Below are 16808 nucleotides of genomic sequence, written 5' to 3' on the forward strand. Positions count from 1 at the left end.
TTGCGCAGCTATCCTGCGGCGAAGGCTGAGATTCCTGCGCTCGCTCATGTGAAGCACGCTTTCGTCAAGGCGGCTGCACGTGTGAACAACCGTGCCGAGAACAGCCACCAGCCGACCCGCAGGCGCGAACGCCAGATGTGCGGCTTTCGCGATGCGCGTCGCACGCAGGCATTCCTCTCATGCTTCGGCCCAATCCGGCAGCACTTCGCGTTGCCCAGACATCAAATGAACGCGGCATGTCATCGTGCCGTACTCAAAGAACGCTTCGCCACATGGCATGGTTGGACTGTTACTGCCGCGGTCAAGTAAGCTATCTGATAAGGATAACTACGCTTTAGCTACGCAGGTAGTCTACGCCCGCCAAGTTGACAGAGCCGGGCAAAGCCGTGGCTGGTGCGTGTGCAACCGTAGAACGCAATAAAGTTGTCAAGTTTGCGATATTAACGTTGTCAATTCGCCGAGGCGCGTGCGTCGAACGCCACGAAGCCTTACTGGACAAGGCTTTCCGGGATGCGAATTAAACATGTCAATTGCCCCGAGTCGGCACATTAGCGAAAATTCCGAAATCCAGAAGTCCGCGCTTGGCGCGCGACCGCCCGCCAAGCGCAAGCCGACCAACTGCATTCGTTGGTCAGCCCATTCGAGGAGATATTCAGACTCCCGTTCGCTTAAATAGCGGTCCCTCGCGCGCCGACTGAGTTTCTTCCGTCCTCGGACAGCCCCAACAAATTGAAGACACCCACAAGCACCTGGCATCACCAGGTTCACCGAGCATGTTCCCGAGCGCTACGTAACGCTCGCCGTCAGCAGCGCTTCACAGCCGCATAACTCGCTTTCCCTAAACGACCATACTTTGAGGTACGTCATTGTTTTTTTGGCGATTTAATTTGCTATTTGCATATTGACTGCGTCAGTCACAGCTTAAAAATTTCTCGGCACAAATTTTGCTTATTTAAAATTAGTTAGTCTCATTGTATTTCGAAAGAAATTCGATGGCATTTGTTAATTTTTTGAATAGAAATTGTAAGTTTATTTATATTTTTTAGGGGAGGAAAAGCATGAAAGCACACCTGACAGTCTATGAATGTTCGCCTCCGCAGAACATACATCTACAACGTCTGATTTTAGCCTCCCATGGCGTAGATTGGCGTAGCGCTGCGTCTATACGAAACTCAAGCAGAAAATTACCTTGAATGTTTAAATTTTTTATAAACCATCGCAACCTTTATATTTAAAATTCGCAAAAATTGCAAACCAATGAATCACAGAAAATTTTACCCTTTCGTGCTATGCGTGTCGGCATTTATGGTGTTATTCGCAGGGGCATTTTTTTTAAACTGCGATAAATTTCCGATTAACTATAGCCAGCTACCAAACTCGATAGCACCAGTAATTTTTACTGCATATGTGGTTGCAATGGCCGCCTCAGTAATTTTATCTGGATTTCAATACTTTAAACTATTTGGAAGTGGGCGCAGAGGCGAGCGAGAAGTCATTGCGCAGAGTCGCGTTTTTGCTCTAATTATCGGATTATTCTTATATTTGCTGGTCGTTCACTTAGTGTCTTCTTCTTATTGTAATTGAGAATAAATTTAAGGAGTCAATTCCATGACAACGCCCGTGACGGTTGGTACATTTGTTGTCGGTGTTCCAGATAACGCAGCTAACGTGGCTGCCGCCGCGTCTGCATATGAAAACGACGGAACTTATAGCAATAAGGTTGCATACAATGCCGCTTTGGCCAATGCGGCGGCCTTACTGACAAGCGCCATTCCTGGTGAGGGAGCTGCGTTTGCTGCAAACGCTTTTGCTGCGAATCTGGCGAATCTTGTACAGAACGGCGAGTCGATGAATGCCACCAGCAGAGCTAGCCTAGCAGTAACTATGGCGGGCGATTTAGTTACGATGGTTGGGCAAGGCGTTGAGTTTCTGGGGCTTGCGGCATCAACCGTAAGCATTATAGCAGGCGGAGCCACGTTTACGGTTGGTGGATTAATAAATGCGCTAGGTTTCGCGTTAAATGCTGCAGGCGCCGGCCTTGATTCTGCAACGATTGCAAATGCTGTTCAACAAGCTTTGCAAAACTCCGGCCTGACACCCGATTCCAGCGGGAATTACACTGTCTCCAATACTGGCCTTAGCGATTCAAATTTTATTTGCGACGCGAGCAACGCTGCGTCAATGCTTAATATTTCTCAGGGTAATAATACATATCAGCAACCTACGGCGACTGACCCGAACAACGTCGCAACGGTGACGCTTGGCGATGATGGTTCCTACGTAGTTATTTCACCGGGGCTGAACGGCACAAATCTTAATTTAAACGTGGATGGCAATAGCGACCTAACCGTTGGGAGCGGCTCCAACGGCGGAACTCTAACGATCGATAACGGGACCATTACGGCGTCAGGCAATGCCAACCCGATATCAGCTGGGGCATCAGACGTGATAGCAGGAGCTTCAAATGGCTCCCTAACCGTATCCGTGTTTAACGGCGCTGGAGCCGAAGCGGCGGACATGGAGCTTAATTCATCGGGCCAGGAAACGTCCGTCCAGGACTTTACGGGCACCACCACGGATGACTACGAGACCAATCAGTTCAACTACAACGTTGCCAACGGTGCTGAAACGTCAAATCTGTTGTTTAACTCGTCGGGTCAGGAAACGGGCATCGATAACTACGCAGGCACAACAACGAACGACTATGAAACCAGCGCTATGACCTTGAGCGCGACGACCGGTTGGGAGACGTCCGACACGCAATACAACTCTGCAGGTCAAGAAACGTCGGATGAGACTTACGCCGGCGCGGCAAATTCGGCGGGCATCGACCCGACGACAGGTCTCCTTACCTTCGCATCGAACGGTGCGGAAACCAGCAGCGAACAGTTCAATAGCGCGGGCGTGGAAACGGGCGTCGTTGACTACGCGGGCACCACGACGGACGACTACGAAACCGCCGCCATAACGTTGAGCGCGACGACCGGCTGGGAGACGTCTGACACATCGTATAACTCGGCGGGTCATGAAACGTCGGATGAGACTTATGCAGGCGCAGCAGACTCGGCAGGCATCGACCCGACAACCGGACTCATCACCTTCGCTTCGAACGGCGCGGAAACCAGCAGCGAACAGTTCAATAGCTCGGGCGCGGAAACGGGCGTTGACGACTATGCAGGCACCACGACCAACAACTATGAAACCAGCGCCATAACCCTGAGCGCAACGAGCGGCTGGGAGACATCTGACACCCAGTTCAATTCGGCGGGTCAGGAAACCTCGTATGAGAGTTATGCAGGTGCCGCAGATTCGGCGGGCATCGATCCGGAGGCGGGGTTCATCACCTTCGCATCGAACGGCGCGGAAACCAGCAGCGAACAGTTCAACAGCTCGGGCGTGGAAACCGGCGTGGACGACTACGTTGGCAATACGACGGACGACTATGAAACCTCCGCCATAACCCTTAGTGCGACGACCGGCTGGGAGACGTCTGACACCCAGTTCAATTCGGCGGGTCAGGAAACCTCGTACGAGACTTATGGAGGCGCCGCCGACTCGGCGGGCATCGATCCGGAAGCAGGGCTCATCACTTTCAACGCGTCGACCGGCTGGGAGGCTTCTGACACCCAGTTCAACTCGACGGGCCAGGAAACCGCATACGAGACGTATGGAGGCGCAGCAGACTCGGCCGGTATCGATCCCGAGACAGGGTTCAGCACCTACAACCCGTCGACCAGTTGGGAGACTTCTGACACCCAGTTCGATTCGGTGGGTCAGGAAACCGCGTATGAGACTTACGCGGGCGCAAAAGACTCAGCGGGCATTGATCCGACGACGGGACTTGACACCTATAACGCGTCGAACGGCGCTGAGACGAGCAGCGAACAGTTCAACAGCGCGGGCGTGGAAACGGGCGTCGACAACTTCGTAGGCACCCCGACGGACGACTATGAAACCAGCGCGATCAGCTATAGCGCCACGACTGGCTGGGAGACGTCAGACACCATCTACAACTCGGCCGGGCAGGTAACAGAGATCGAAAACTACGCGGGCTCCGCGAATTCTTCGGACGTCGATCCGGAGACGGGTATTGCCACGTACAACCCGTCGACCGGCGCGGAAACTGGCAGTGAGCCGGGCGATGGGTCGGGGTACCAGACCGCCAGCAATCCGTTCTCTGACGGCGGCTACGACGGCTTCAGCGGGTCTTACGGTTTCGCCGGCAAGCAATCGGTGGTCAACGCCGCGCTGGGAAGCGATATTGGTTCGATTGCGCAGTACGACCTGAGTATCGGTGATCAGGAGGGAGCGGCTGCGGCCGAAGCCGCGCTTCAGCAGGCACAGGAAATGGCAGCCGCCACGCCGACAGCAGGCACAGGGACGGCAGTCGATTCCGGCAGCAAATGGACCGGCGATGCCATCACCTGGAGTCTGGGCGCCAGTATCGGCAGTCAGTACGACGCCGAAGTCCAGCAGGCGTTTGCGACATGGGCGGCGGCCTCGGGACTGACCTTCGCTGAAGTGTCGGCGACCTCACCGGCCGACATCCAGATTGGATTCAGCGATCTCAATACTCTCACCTCCGGCGTCGCCGGTTATACGAGTTATCAGGCAAGCGCCGGCCAGTTATCGGCGGCGACCATCCAGCTCGAAGACCCGGGCCAGGATGCACTGGTTGCAGGGTCTGATGGGCAACTGACCTACTCCGGTACCAGCGCAACACTGGAACAGGTGTTACTGCACGAAATCGGGCATGCGCTGGGGCTGGCAGATGATTCGGACCAGGACTCGGTCATGTACTACGAGCTGACGTCGAATAACCAGACGCTGGACAGCACGGATATTGCGGGCATCCAGTCATTGTATGGTTCGGCCGGTAATGTAGCGCAACCGGGTGCAGGTAAAGCGGGCATTGCGGCCTCCACTCCGGCAGGCGGCCAGATAACGGTCAACGATCAGCTCAGTCAACTGATCGCGGGGATGGCGTCTTTCAATCCGCGGTCGGCTGGAAACACGAGCCTGATGCACGATGACCACGCTCACCACCACCACATGGTGTTGGCCGTCGGCGCGCACTGACCGACTACCCGCCCTAGAGGAAAAAGGAGCCGCATGGTTACCGGACTACATCTGATCTCGGGGCTGCCCCGCTCGGGATCAACCTTACTGTGCGCGCTCCTGCGCCAGAATCCCCGCTTCACCGCAGCAATGACCAGTCCCGTCGCCTCGCTGTGCGGGGCGCTTCACAAGAAGATGTGCGGCGGCGAGTTTAGTGTGTTTTTCGATGACGGGAGACGCGCCACCATGCTGCGTGGAGTGTTCGATGCCTACTACGCTGATATAGAACCAGGACGCGTCGTGTTCGATACCAATCGAAGCTGGACGGGCCGCACGGCGCTTTTGGGCGAGCTGTATCCGCAATCGCGCATCGTCTGCTGTGTGCGTGAGGTTGGGTGGATCATCGACAGCATCGAGCGGATGCTTGCGAAGAATCCACTCCAGCTCTCCCGCATGTTCAACTTCCAGCCGGGCACATCGATGTATTCGCGCGCGGAAACGTTAATGAATTCGGAGAACGGACTGATTGGCCTGTCCTGGACCACGCTGCGCGAGGCGTGGTTTGGCTCCGGGGCCGCTCGTCTGATCATCGTCCCCTACGAACACCTGGTGCTTCAGCCTGAGCGGACCCTGCGACGACTGTACGAAGAACTCGGAGAGCCGTGGTACGCGCATGACCTTGATAACGCCGTCTATGACGAACCCGACTACGACACGCTACTGGGCATGCCAGGGCTGCATAAGGTCAGACCGAAAGTCGAGTACCAGGAGCGCAAGCCTTGCATTCCACCGGACCTTTTCGCGAAATATGCCGGTACGAACTTCTGGACGAAGCCGGAGTTGAACACGCGCGACGTCAGGATCGTCTGAGGGACCGCCACCAGTCGTCCCGCATCTCCCGGCGTTAGACCCTTTGCGCTCTGCTACGACCTGACGGAATATCTACTTTGTATGTCTGATCCAGAACAACAAGCTGTCCCCGACAGTGATCCGGGGCTCGCCGCGCTCGTGCTGATTGCGCGCTTTCACGGTATCGCGGCGGATGCGGGACAATTGCGTCACGCAGCCGGTATCAAATCGGCCGCGTTCAACGACAGTGAACTCTCGCTCTCCGCCCGTTCGCTAGGTCTCAAGACGCGAAAGGTGCGAGTCTCAGTCGACCGGCTGCACCGCACACCTTTTCCCGCGCTGGCACTCGACCAGGACGGTCAGCACTTTATTGTGGCTGGTTGCAATCCGGAGCGCGTCCTGATACTTGACTCAGGCGCGAGCACCACCACCGCGAACTCCCATGACGAAGTGATAGCTCGTTGTGGCGGTCAGATGCTGCTTTTCGCCTCGCGTGCGTCGCTTGCTGGCGAACTCGCCCGGTTCGACTTTTCGTGGTTCATCCCCGCCGTCATCAAGTATCGACGGTTGCTGCTCGAAGTGCTGCTTGTTTCCGCCGTACTGCAGCTATTCGGGCTGGTGTCGCCGCTGATGTTCCAGGTCGTCATGGACAAGGTTCTCGTTAACCGGGCGTTCAATACGTTGAATGTCGTGTGCATCGCGCTTTTCGTCAGCTCGATATTCGAGATATTGCTGACCGGGCTACGCAACTACGTGTTCTCGCATACGGCAAACCGTATTGACGTTGAACTGGGTGCACGTCTCTTCCGGCACCTGCTCGCGCTACCGCTGGCCTATTTCGGTGCACGTCGGGTTGGAGATACCGTTGCACGCGTGCGCGAATTGGAGAATATCCGCAGCTTCCTGACCGGGCAGGCGCTGACCGCAGTCATCGACCTGTTCTTCTCCTTCATTTTTCTCGCGGTCATGTGTGTGTACAGCGTCTGGTTGACGCTTGTCGTGGTGATCTCGCTGCCAGTGTATGCGGCTATCTCGATGACACTCAATCCGGTCCTGCGCCGTCGCCTGAACGAGAAGTTTGCCCGCAGTGCCGACAACCAGTCCTTTCTTGTTGAAACGATTTCCGGTGCCGAAACCGTCAAGTCAATGGCTGTCGAACCGCAGTTCACCCGCCGCTGGGACAGCCAGCTCGCCGCCTATGTCTCGGCAGGCTTTCGCGTGAGTGCGCTGGGCAACGTCGGTCAGCAACTTATCCAGCTGGTCGGCAAGCTCGTGACTCTCGTCACCCTTTATTTTGGCGCCAAGCTGGTAATCGACGGCAAGCTGTCGGTGGGCGAACTCATCGCCTTCAACATGATGTCCCAGCGGGTCGCCGCACCCGTCCTGCGACTCGCGCAGCTCTGGCAGGATTTCCAGCAGATTGGCATCTCGATGGGCCGGCTCGGCGATATCCTCAACAGCCGCACTGAATTGCCTCAAAGTCGCCAGGCGTTGCCGGCAGTCAGGGGCGACATCAGTTTCCAGAATATCCGTTTCCGCTACAGGCCTGACGGTCCCACGATTCTGGATGATGTCTCGCTCGACATTCGGGCAGGCGAAATCATCGGCATTGTCGGCCGCTCCGGATCAGGAAAAAGTACCCTGACCAAACTGCTCCAGCGTCTGTATATCGCGGAGCATGGCCGGGTGCGCATCGATGGCATCGATCTCGCGCTTGCCGACCCGGCGTGGCTACGGCGGCAGATCGGTGTCGTGCTCCAGGAGAACCTGCTTTTCAACCGGTCTATACGCGAGAACATCGCGGTCACCGATCCGGGTATCTCGCTCGAAGCGGTCATCCACGCGGCGCAACTCGCGGGCGCTCACGACTTCATTTCGGAAATGCCGGAAGGTTACGACTCGGTTGTGGGCGAGCACGGCTCAAATCTCTCGGGCGGCCAACGGCAGCGCATCGCCATTGCGCGTGCACTGGTGACTAACCCGCGCATTCTCATTTTCGATGAAGCGACGAGCGCGCTCGACTTCGAAACCGAACGGATCATCCAGAACAACATGCGGGCGATGTGTCAGGGGCGCACCGTGATCATCATCGCGCATCGGCTTACGTCGGTCCGGCACGCCAATCACATCGTCGCGATGGACAAAGGGAAGATTGTCGAGCGCGGCGCCCATGAGCAACTTCTCGAGCTAGGCGGCTATTACTCGCATCTGGTCTCGCTTCAGAACGGTTGACCCAACAGGCTGATACGGCAATCCATCATGAATTTCATAAGAGCGCAGGCGCTTGGCGACCTGCTGCGACGCTACGGCGCCGTGTTTCGTGCCGCCTGGTCGATCCGCCATCAACTCGATATCCAGCTGCGCCTTTCACATGAACGTGCATTCCTGCCCGCGAATCTCGAACTGGTGGAAACGCCGGTGCATCCGGCACCTCGGTGGTCGATGCGCATTGTCGTCGTGCTGGCGCTTCTGATTATCCTGATTGCTGTATTTGGGCAACTCGACATCGTGGCGGTAGCAAAGGGCAAGCTGCTGCCTGATGAGCGAGTAAAGGTGATCCAGCCGGCGATTACGGGCGTGGTTCGGCGAATTCTCGTGCATGACGGTCAACGCGTGCGCTCCGGTCAGTTACTGATGGAACTCGATCCGACCCAGGCTGCGGCGGATTCCGACAAGGCCCGTTCTTCGCGAATCGATGCAGCGCTTGCCGCCGAACGCTCGCGCACATTGCTGGCTGCACAGAGCGCGGGTCGGCCACCTGCGATGGCATCTGTCGACGGCGCATCGGCAGAGGAGCAGCAGGAAGCGCAGCACTTTGCAGACGGGCTCTATCGCGAGTATCAGGACAAGCTGAACAGTGCACAGGCGGAATTACTCAAGCGCGAAGCCGAGCTGGATGAGACACGTCAGGAAATCGCCAGGCTCGCGGCCACGGCACCGCTCGCCCGCCAGCAGGCCGATCAGTACCAGTCACTGGCCGCCGACAAGTACGTGGCGAAGACCGATTACCTGGACAAGGAACAGGCCGCGCTCGAGAAAGAACATGAACTCGCCGCCCAGCAGAGTCATGCCCATGAACTGCTTGAGGGCATCACTGAACAACGCGCAGACATTGCATCAACCACTTCCCAGTTTCGCAGCACCCAACTGGACGCGCTCGACAAGGCTACCCAGCAGCTCGGCCAGAGCCGCAACGACGAGACCAAGGCGGACACCCGGCAGAAGCTGATGAGTCTGACCTCCCCCGTAGACGGGACGGTGCAGCAACTCGCCATTCATACGGTCGGGGGTGTTGCCACTGCAGCACAGTCGCTAATGGAAATCGTGCCGGACGACGCGGTCGAAGTGGAAGCAAACATCGAGAACAAGGACATCGGCTTTGTAAAAGCCGGACAGGTTGCGACCATCAAGATCGAAGCGTTTCCGTATACGCGCTACGGCTATCTAACGGGCAAGGTCATCGCTGTGTCCAACGACGCAGTACAGGACAAGAAGCTTGGCTTGACGTTCGTCGCTCACGTCCGCTTGCCGACGAACAGGATTCTCGCCAACGGTCAATGGATCAACCTGACGCCTGGTATGGAGGTGACGGCCGAAATCAAGACAGGCAAGAGAAGCGTTGCGCACTACTTTCTTGACCCCGTCGTGCAAACGAGTCAGGAGAGCTTGCGTGAGCGTTAAGCAAAGCTGGAACATGGAGGAAACGGGGAGAATGGAAGCGAGGAGGATTGGGCGAGCGCCGCTGTACGTAGTCTGGTTGACCGCAGTGTCCATCCTGTGCGCCGCGTCGGGGCCCGCCTGGGCCATTGACCCTCTATTCACGGGAGGATCGGTATCAGCCACGGCGTCAGCGGCGATGCTTGACGACGGCAGCGCAGGGGTCTGTGTATTTGGTCCGCTGCCCAACCCGCTGCCACTGCAGGATGCGGTCGAACGCGGCCTTTGCAACAATCCTAAAACGCGCGAGGCATGGGCTCAGGTCAAGATACAGGCGGCGGGCGTCGGCATTGGTCGCGCGGCATACCTGCCCACGGTATCGGCAACCTGGCAGGGCGTGCGCGACGACACGGTCACGAATGTCACCGGTTTCCCGCAATATAGCTCCGACTACCGGAGCAGCTTGCTCAAGACCGACAGCGTGTCGCTGAGCTGGGTGCTTTATGATTTCGGCGGCCGAAAGGCGGCACTGCAGAATGCCACGGCTCTGCTGGCAGCGGCGCACGCCAGCCAGGAGGCTGCGCTGGAAACGGCTTTTGCGGACGTGGCAAAGGATTACTATGCCGCGCAGGCTGCTCAAGGTGCTTTTGTCGCGACCCAGGAAATCGAGCAGACCGCCAACAACAGTTTCAAGGCCGCAACGGCCCGCGTGGAGAAGGGGATCGCACCTGTCAGCGACGAATTGCAGGCAGAGACTTCCTGGGCTGAATCCATCGTCAACCGGACCAAGGCCCAGGGAGACTGGCAGACTGCGCTTGGCACCCTCGCCTCGGACATGGACCTGGATCCCAGCGTGCCGATCACCCTGCCCGATGTTGGCGACGGCGTGGTACCCAACAGTGAGTTCAGCGACTCGGTCGCCGATCTGATCCAGGAAGCGAAGCGGTCACACCCGAGCGTCGTGGCAGCCGAGGAGCAGGTTGAAGCCGCTGTCGCCAAGGTGGCTCAAACACGTGCCGAGGGTCTGCCGAGCCTGAGCCTTGTGGCCAAATATAGCCAGAACAATGAGCCAACAACGCTTGAGGTTGGCGTGCCGCAGTTTCCGGCTACCGGTCACGAGTGGTATCTAGGCGTCCAGTTGACGATACCGATCTTCGAGGGATTCGGGCGGACGTATCAGATTCGACAGGCCGAAGCACAGACCGAACTGCAGCGTGACACGCTTGATGAGGTACAGCAGCAGGTCGGCCTCGACGTGTGGACCAGTTATCAGGCGCTGCAGACGTCGACCCACAACCTGGACAACAGCGCTACGCTGCTCGATGTCGCCCACCGCTCATATATGGCGGCGCAACGTCGATACCAGGTCGGCGTCGGCAATATCCTAGAACTGCTCAACGCACAATCGTCGTTGGCGGGAGCCAAGCGGCAACGCATCCAGGCGTTGACAGACTGGCGCTCCGCGCGGCTGCAACTGGCCTCCAAACTCGGCAAGCTGGGTATGTGGGATATTGTCGACCAACCGTCCACGGACCCGAAATGATGTTGACAAGAAGGCAGATTCGGCTTGAGGACTGACCAGTGCGCCTGTTCAACGGATTGAGGGAGGTTTTTCTCATGAGCGACTGGCCCGCGTCAGGCCCGGTTTCGCCGTGGTGGTTCGAGCGCAACCGTGTAGGTATCTTCAGGTATAGGTGTCGACACGTTGTTCGAGTTGGTGTCAGCTACGGTGTCCTGCTGATACTTGCGTTCGCGCTACCTGCGTCGCACGCGAGAGCGCAAACCACGGAAGGAAAGGTAACATCGTTACCAAACCCTTCAGCACCGTTGCAGCCAATACAGCCAGCGAGGCCTGAAGGATGTTCAGTCGTTGCGGATGCCCAGATGCCGCTCATCGAGAGCCAGGGACGGTTCGTTACGCCCGTTATCATTGAGCAGCAACCGCTCATGATGCTCGTCGACAGCGGTGCTGGCTCGACCGCGCTATCGCAGCGCACAGCGGCGGCGCTTCATCTCGACGAGGATCAGACCCGAAGCGTCCGGGTCAATGGAGTTGGCGGGGAGATGGGTACGCAGCATCCGGTCGTACTTCACTCGATCCACTTCGGCTCCATGAGGCTGGAGAACTTCGATGTACTGACCTCGAACATCGTGCGTCCGGAACAGGAGAATGACGCCTCGTCTGCGGTTGGCCTCCTTGGAGCCGATCTGCTCTCTCGATTCGATGTGGAATTCGATTTCCCGAATCACAGGCTGACCTTGTATCGCGTCTCGTCATGCTCGGGTCGATTTGTGCCATGGAACGGTCCTTATGACGCATTCATCGCCGGTCGCACAGCAAAGAAAGCATTCATCATTCCCGTCGTTCTTAATGGCTCAACTGTCCGGGCGCTGGTCGATACCGGCTCGAACATCTCAAGCGTCAGTCGTGAAGGTGCGGCGGCCGCCGGGGTCGATGAGCAGACGCTTGCCAGCGAACCTGGAGGATCATTCTTCGGATCGCGAGGTGCAGCCGTTATTGCGCACAAACACAGTTTCCAGATAATGATTGTTGGTGCATCGACATTCAGAAATGCACGAATATTCGTGCAGGACTCGTCGTTCCCCGGCACTGACATGCTGCTTGGGATGGACTTCCTGCGTTGGCGCAAGCTCTGGCTGTCCTACAGTACCAATCAGGTATTCATTCAATATATACCACGTGTACGTCCAAATCCGGCGCCCGAACCGCTGCCAGGCGGACCGGGCAGCACGGGCCAGACGGGGTAGAAACATGGCGGGTGCATGTATGTTGCCCTTTGGGTCCTTTCGGATAATCAACGTGCCAGAGCGTTCTATGATCGAACCGGTTTCGCTCACTCTAATTCCGCTCGTGCTGGCTTTACTGGCCGCGTGCACGGCCGAGGTTCCGGTAAACAGCAACAAACCCCTGATACCGTTGGCTGGCGACGTAGCGAAACGTTGCCTGGTTCACGCAGCGGGCAGCGGCGAACCACTTCTAACGTTGGGCGAAATGAACGCGTTACAATGGCGTCGCTACGTCAGTTGCGCGTTGACCAGCAACTTGTCTGTGGATGCAAATAGTGATCTTGGCAATCCGGAAGCAGTCGTATCTCTCCGGCTTAATCCTGACGGTTCGGTAGGCTCTCTCACGCTGCTACACACGAGTGGCAACGACGCGTGGGACGCTGCCGTACAACGTGCGATTGTCGCTGCTTCGCCGTTACCGCCAGCACCGTCCAATCAAAACGTGTCGGGGATCGAATTCCATCTCCGGCCTCCGCATCGCCCGCTCGGCATCGGAGACAGTACGGGAATCGCAGGCGAAAGCCATTGGTCAGTCAAGCATTGCATAACGGTGGGAAGTGCCCACACATGCGATTAGAGCTTCCGCGGCTTATGAAGCCTACCCGTCTAGCCTTTACTCTCGCTGCGTTCTGCCTGATGGTTGCTGGCAGGGCAGCCGAACCCTCACCCTCGATCACGCTCGAAGGAACCCTGGCGATCGGGGAGTTTTATGGACCGCCCAATTACGGTGAGAACCCAAGTGGCGACCGCATCGAGCACTCGCTATTTCTGCAGTTGCCCGCTACTCCAACGACACAGCTTGGAAATTCCGACGCACTAGTCAAGCTTGGCCCCGACGCCCAGGGGACGTATTTTGTTCAGGTCGTTGTTCACGATCCAGAGCGGGCTGCGGCCGAAAAGGCGATTGGTCACAGGGTGCAAATCGTAGGCGACCCGTTTGAACCCCTGACAGGTCACCACCGATCACCCTTACTGATAGATGTGAAATCGCTCAAGCCGATTGACGCGTGGAGTTGGTAGATATTCCGTTGCCTAAAACAAAGTTGCACAACTCAGGAGCTGGCATTGAGATTGTTGCGTTGGTTGAGACGTATCGTGGTGATCTCATTGAGCGCCATTGGGATCTATTCCGTCGTGGGATTCGTCTGGCACACGAGTAAGGGCTCCGAGGAGCCGCCGCCTGAGGCGCGCCATTCGTTCCCGTCACCCGATGGTAACTACCGTGCCGAACTTCTCACGTGGGCAGGAGGAGGAGGTATTTCCCCGTATTGCCATCAAGCTTTACTGGTTGTGCCTGCGTCTGTGGATGTCGGGCAAGCGGGCCTCGCCTCCAGATACACGGTCTACACAGGTGAGTGCGATGATTTCTCCGATCACGGCTTTTCGCCCAAAATTGTTTGGATGAGTAGCACTGCTCTGCACGTGTCGTTCTCAATAAACAGTACGGCGACGTTGCCGGCGACCGTGAGGCTGAAGAAAATTGACGTAACTGGCACGGTAAGAGTTGAGTTTGAAGCACGGGAGTAATAGAAAATAGCTGGTCGGATTTGCTGTGCGAGTGGCCACTCTTTCAATGTTGTGAACAGAACTTGCGAATCGCGTGTTGCCGATGATGCCGCGCAACTACGCGTGAGCAGGCATGTCGCACGAGTCAGCACGCGGTCAGTTTGGGAAACGCGAGCGCCTTTGGAAATTGTCGCTCGAACGGGCGCTAATCGAGAATCATCGACGCCGTCTTAGGGTCGCTTCAGAAAACGGACAATAAAGGGTTCTGGTGCAAATAGGCTCGGCGAATCGGTTAAAGTATTCAGCCCAACAATCTGGTGGTCGGTGATGAGCAAGCGGAAAGGCCTGGAGGCGTTGTTTGATGGGCGACATTTTGATCGGGAGATCATCATTCTCTGCGTGCGCTGGTACCTTCGCTACAAGCTCAGCCTGCGCGATCTGGTCGAGATGATGGCCGAGCGCGGTTTGTCGGTGGTGCACACCACGATTATGCGTTGGGTGAAGCGCTTTACGCCGGAGTTCGTCAAGCGCTGGAATCGTTTTGGCGTACCCACAGGGCGGTCATGGCGTGTTGACGAAACCTACCTGAAGATTCGTGGCAAATGGGTTTATCTGTACCGTGCGGTGGATCGAGCCGGCCAGACGGTGGACTTCATACTCAGGGCGAAGCGCGACGTGGCCGCGGCCAAAGCCTTTTTCAGCAAGGCAATCAAACATCAGGGACAGCCGCCGGAGACGATCACGCTCGATGGGTATGCCGCCTCGCACCGGGCGGTGCGTGAGATGAAGGCCAATGGCCTGCTACCTGAGGACACGAAGATCCGGTCCTCGAAGTACCTGAACAATCTGATCGAGCAGGACCATCGAAACATCAAGTCCAGAACGAATGTGATGCGCGGCTTCAAACGGTTCAGGAATGCCGCGGCCACGATTTCAGGCATCGAATTGATGCATCGCATTCGCAAGGGGCAGTTCAACTTCTCCATGGTCGGGCTCAAAGATACTGCTGCGCCCGCTGTCTGGGATGCCGTCCTGTTCAATCGATAAGGCATCCATATCTATAGGAAGCATCTCTGCCAGACAAGCCATTTGCACCAGAGCCGCTGCCGGCATCCCTGCAGAAATCTTTCGTGCAAAGCCTGCAAACCGTGCAACCGGATCCGGATGCCGTCGTTCGAAGGTATCTGCTTGGGTGTCACGCGGCGCTGTCTGATCTGCAGCACGAGCCACGCAGCGAGTGTGGGATAACACTCAAACAGCAGCGAAAGCGCACCGACGGCACCGCTTCGTTCGCCGCGCATGGTAACGGGCAGCATGCGTGTATATTCCGTCACGCGGGCATGAGCAACGAGCGCACGGAAGCCGTATAGCCGCCCGTCGGCATGCAGCGAGAGCGCCCTGTCGAGAAGCCGGTAGAGCTGTCTGCGGTTGACTCCAGTTGCGGCCTCAATACTTCCGACAGGCTCATCTTTGGCGTAGCGCTCAATGGCGTCGATATGCCTCTGGACGCGACTGTGCGCGGTGGCGTCGAGTTCTGTCCATGCGATTGTCGACCAAGAGGCAAGATCCAGCGTCTGAAATTCGGGTCTGCGGCGGCTCATGATGTGGCCTGTATCGCAACGAAGCGCGTCAGAAACGTCAGGCTTTCAGTGTGTAACTCTGGCGCCCGGATGCGACCGCGATGCAGCAGTTCGAAAACGGCCGCCCGGACGAGTGATGGATCGCCCGTGGAGAATTCACGCTCTATGGTCATCAGCGATTGGGGCGATGCGACAAACCGCTCGATCGCACCGAGCATCGAAGGCTTGACTAGGCCCCGTGCGGCTACAAGTACGGGCAGCATGCGCTGCCAGTTACCGGTCCACACACGCGCAGCTGCCCTTTCGGCTGCATCAATGTGCCGCACGGCGAAGGCTTCCGGGTCGAAGTCAAGACGACCCCGCGGGCGATCCGTCGCGGGTGTTGTCTCCGATAGTACTACCAGGCATTCATGGTCGTCAGACCTTGCCCAGAAATCGACGACGCAGCGTTGCCCGTCGACTGCCATGAAGCCAGGCCGTTCACAGGATGTCTTTGCAGCAGGATCCGCTTCGAGCATCAGCCATGCTTCGAAAGCGCTCCGCCTGTATAGGGTCAGACGTCGCCCCAGTTTCGGACTGAAGACGTCATAACGGTGCGCGCCGCGAGGACGCGGCAGCGTGAGCGGCTCAAAGCTTCGCAAAACGTCGACCATGGGTACCACCTGCCAGAGGATTTCATGGTCTATGACGAACGTGAGTTGACGAATTTAATGCGCACTGGTGCGAAGTGACAACTTTGCTTCGCTGCGCAACGAAGTAAATGCGTCAACTCAGAGGCTCACGCCCTGTCCCAGCTGGCAGAGGCCCGTGACAAAATCACTTCGCTCTACGACTGCGCCCACACCTGGTGCGGAAGCTCAGTGGCCGGCCTGCCGTATAGATCAGCGCACCGCGCGCAGGGTTGAATCCAAAGGTCCATTCGTCAGTTGTCGGCAATTTCGAGCGACATGCGGCCAGTCAGTGCTCGTAGAAAGCATAGGTTTCAAGCGAGGAATATCTGCGACGGGGCGCCGCAAGCTAGACCATTTGAGGTAAGCCCACCATTAGTGCAAACGCCATCAAAAACGAACAACGAATCGATGTCTTTCGCGGTTAGTCCCCAAACGGGTTGCCGGTGTCTTTCACTTCGGTGTTGAGGTTGTATTCCGCACGCACGGCCTTGAGCACGCCCTCGATGTCGCGCTCGAAGCCGACCGCGTTGCCGAAGTGCGTCATGCTCCAGTTGCAGCCTGTCTTGTCAGCCTCTTGCAACTGCGGCCGCGGCACACGAATCTTCACGCCATCCTCGACGACTTCCTGCAGTCGATGGATTCGCCGGTTGACCTCCTGCTGAAGCTGCGAGGCATTGAG

The 16808-nt window shown here is 57.3% G+C and carries 12 protein-coding genes and 1 pseudogene; 10 read left to right on the top strand and 3 right to left on the bottom strand.

What is annotated here, in order from left to right; genetic code table 11:
* The 10 genes and pseudogenes from HHL24_RS43745 to HHL24_RS42075 all read left to right on the top strand — a co-directional run.
* Nucleotides 1-309, top strand: a pseudogene (locus HHL24_RS43745) (IS6 family transposase); the annotation flags it as partial.
* Between the two features lie 1299 nt (nt 310-1608).
* The gene (locus HHL24_RS42040) at nt 1609-5079 is read left to right on the top strand and encodes a matrixin family metalloprotease (RefSeq protein WP_169491150.1); all 3471 of its coding nucleotides are present in this window, start codon (nt 1609-1611) and stop codon (nt 5077-5079) included.
* Nucleotides 5080-5112: 33 nt separating this feature from the next.
* Nucleotides 5113-5928, top strand: coding sequence for a sulfotransferase family protein (locus HHL24_RS42045; protein WP_169491151.1), 816 nt, complete (start codon nt 5113-5115; stop codon nt 5926-5928).
* An 81-nt stretch (nt 5929-6009) separates the two neighbouring features.
* Nucleotides 6010-8139 carry a type I secretion system permease/ATPase gene (locus HHL24_RS42050; protein ID WP_169491152.1) on the top strand — a complete coding sequence of 710 codons (2130 nt, stop codon included), beginning with the start codon at nt 6010-6012 and terminating at the stop codon, nt 8137-8139.
* A 27-nt stretch (nt 8140-8166) separates the two neighbouring features.
* The gene (locus tag HHL24_RS42055; protein ID WP_169491153.1) at nt 8167-9588 is read left to right on the top strand and encodes an HlyD family type I secretion periplasmic adaptor subunit; all 1422 of its coding nucleotides are present in this window, start codon (nt 8167-8169) and stop codon (nt 9586-9588) included.
* Between the two features lie 175 nt (nt 9589-9763).
* Nucleotides 9764-11107, top strand: a complete 1344-nt coding sequence (locus tag HHL24_RS42060) for a TolC family protein (protein WP_230417807.1) — start codon at nt 9764-9766, stop codon at nt 11105-11107.
* 341 nt (nt 11108-11448) lie between these two features.
* Nucleotides 11449-12333: a retropepsin-like aspartic protease gene (locus tag HHL24_RS42065; RefSeq protein ID WP_169491154.1), complete on the top strand. Its 885-nt coding sequence runs from the start codon at nt 11449-11451 to the stop codon at nt 12331-12333.
* A gap of 244 nt (nt 12334-12577) precedes the next feature.
* Nucleotides 12578-12949, top strand: coding sequence for an energy transducer TonB (locus tag HHL24_RS44445; protein WP_230417808.1), 372 nt, complete (start codon nt 12578-12580; stop codon nt 12947-12949).
* A 14-nt stretch (nt 12950-12963) separates the two neighbouring features.
* Nucleotides 12964-13392, top strand: a complete 429-nt coding sequence (locus tag HHL24_RS42070) for a DUF4431 domain-containing protein (RefSeq protein WP_169491155.1) — start codon at nt 12964-12966, stop codon at nt 13390-13392.
* An 813-nt stretch (nt 13393-14205) separates the two neighbouring features.
* Nucleotides 14206-14925 carry an IS6 family transposase gene (locus tag HHL24_RS42075; RefSeq protein WP_169491156.1) on the top strand — a complete coding sequence of 240 codons (720 nt, stop codon included), beginning with the start codon at nt 14206-14208 and terminating at the stop codon, nt 14923-14925.
* Between the two features lie 11 nt (nt 14926-14936).
* Here the strand turns inward: HHL24_RS42075 and HHL24_RS42080 are convergent, their stop codons facing one another.
* From HHL24_RS42080 to HHL24_RS42090, 3 genes are all read right to left on the bottom strand, one after another.
* Entirely contained in the window at nt 14937-15479 is a 543-nt protein-coding gene (locus HHL24_RS42080) for a hypothetical protein (RefSeq protein WP_169491157.1), read from the bottom strand.
* Nucleotides 15476-16111, bottom strand: a complete 636-nt coding sequence (locus HHL24_RS42085; RefSeq protein WP_169491158.1) for a hypothetical protein — start codon at nt 16109-16111, stop codon at nt 15476-15478. Before HHL24_RS42085 ends, HHL24_RS42080 begins: the two co-directional genes overlap by 4 nt.
* Before the next feature lie 439 nt (nt 16112-16550).
* A partial coding sequence (locus HHL24_RS42090; protein ID WP_169491159.1) for a hypothetical protein occupies nt 16551-16808 on the bottom strand: 258 nt, incomplete at its 5' end.

The organism is Paraburkholderia polaris (assembly GCF_012927345.1).
GTDB classification, from domain to species: Bacteria; Pseudomonadota; Gammaproteobacteria; order Burkholderiales; family Burkholderiaceae; genus Paraburkholderia; species Paraburkholderia polaris.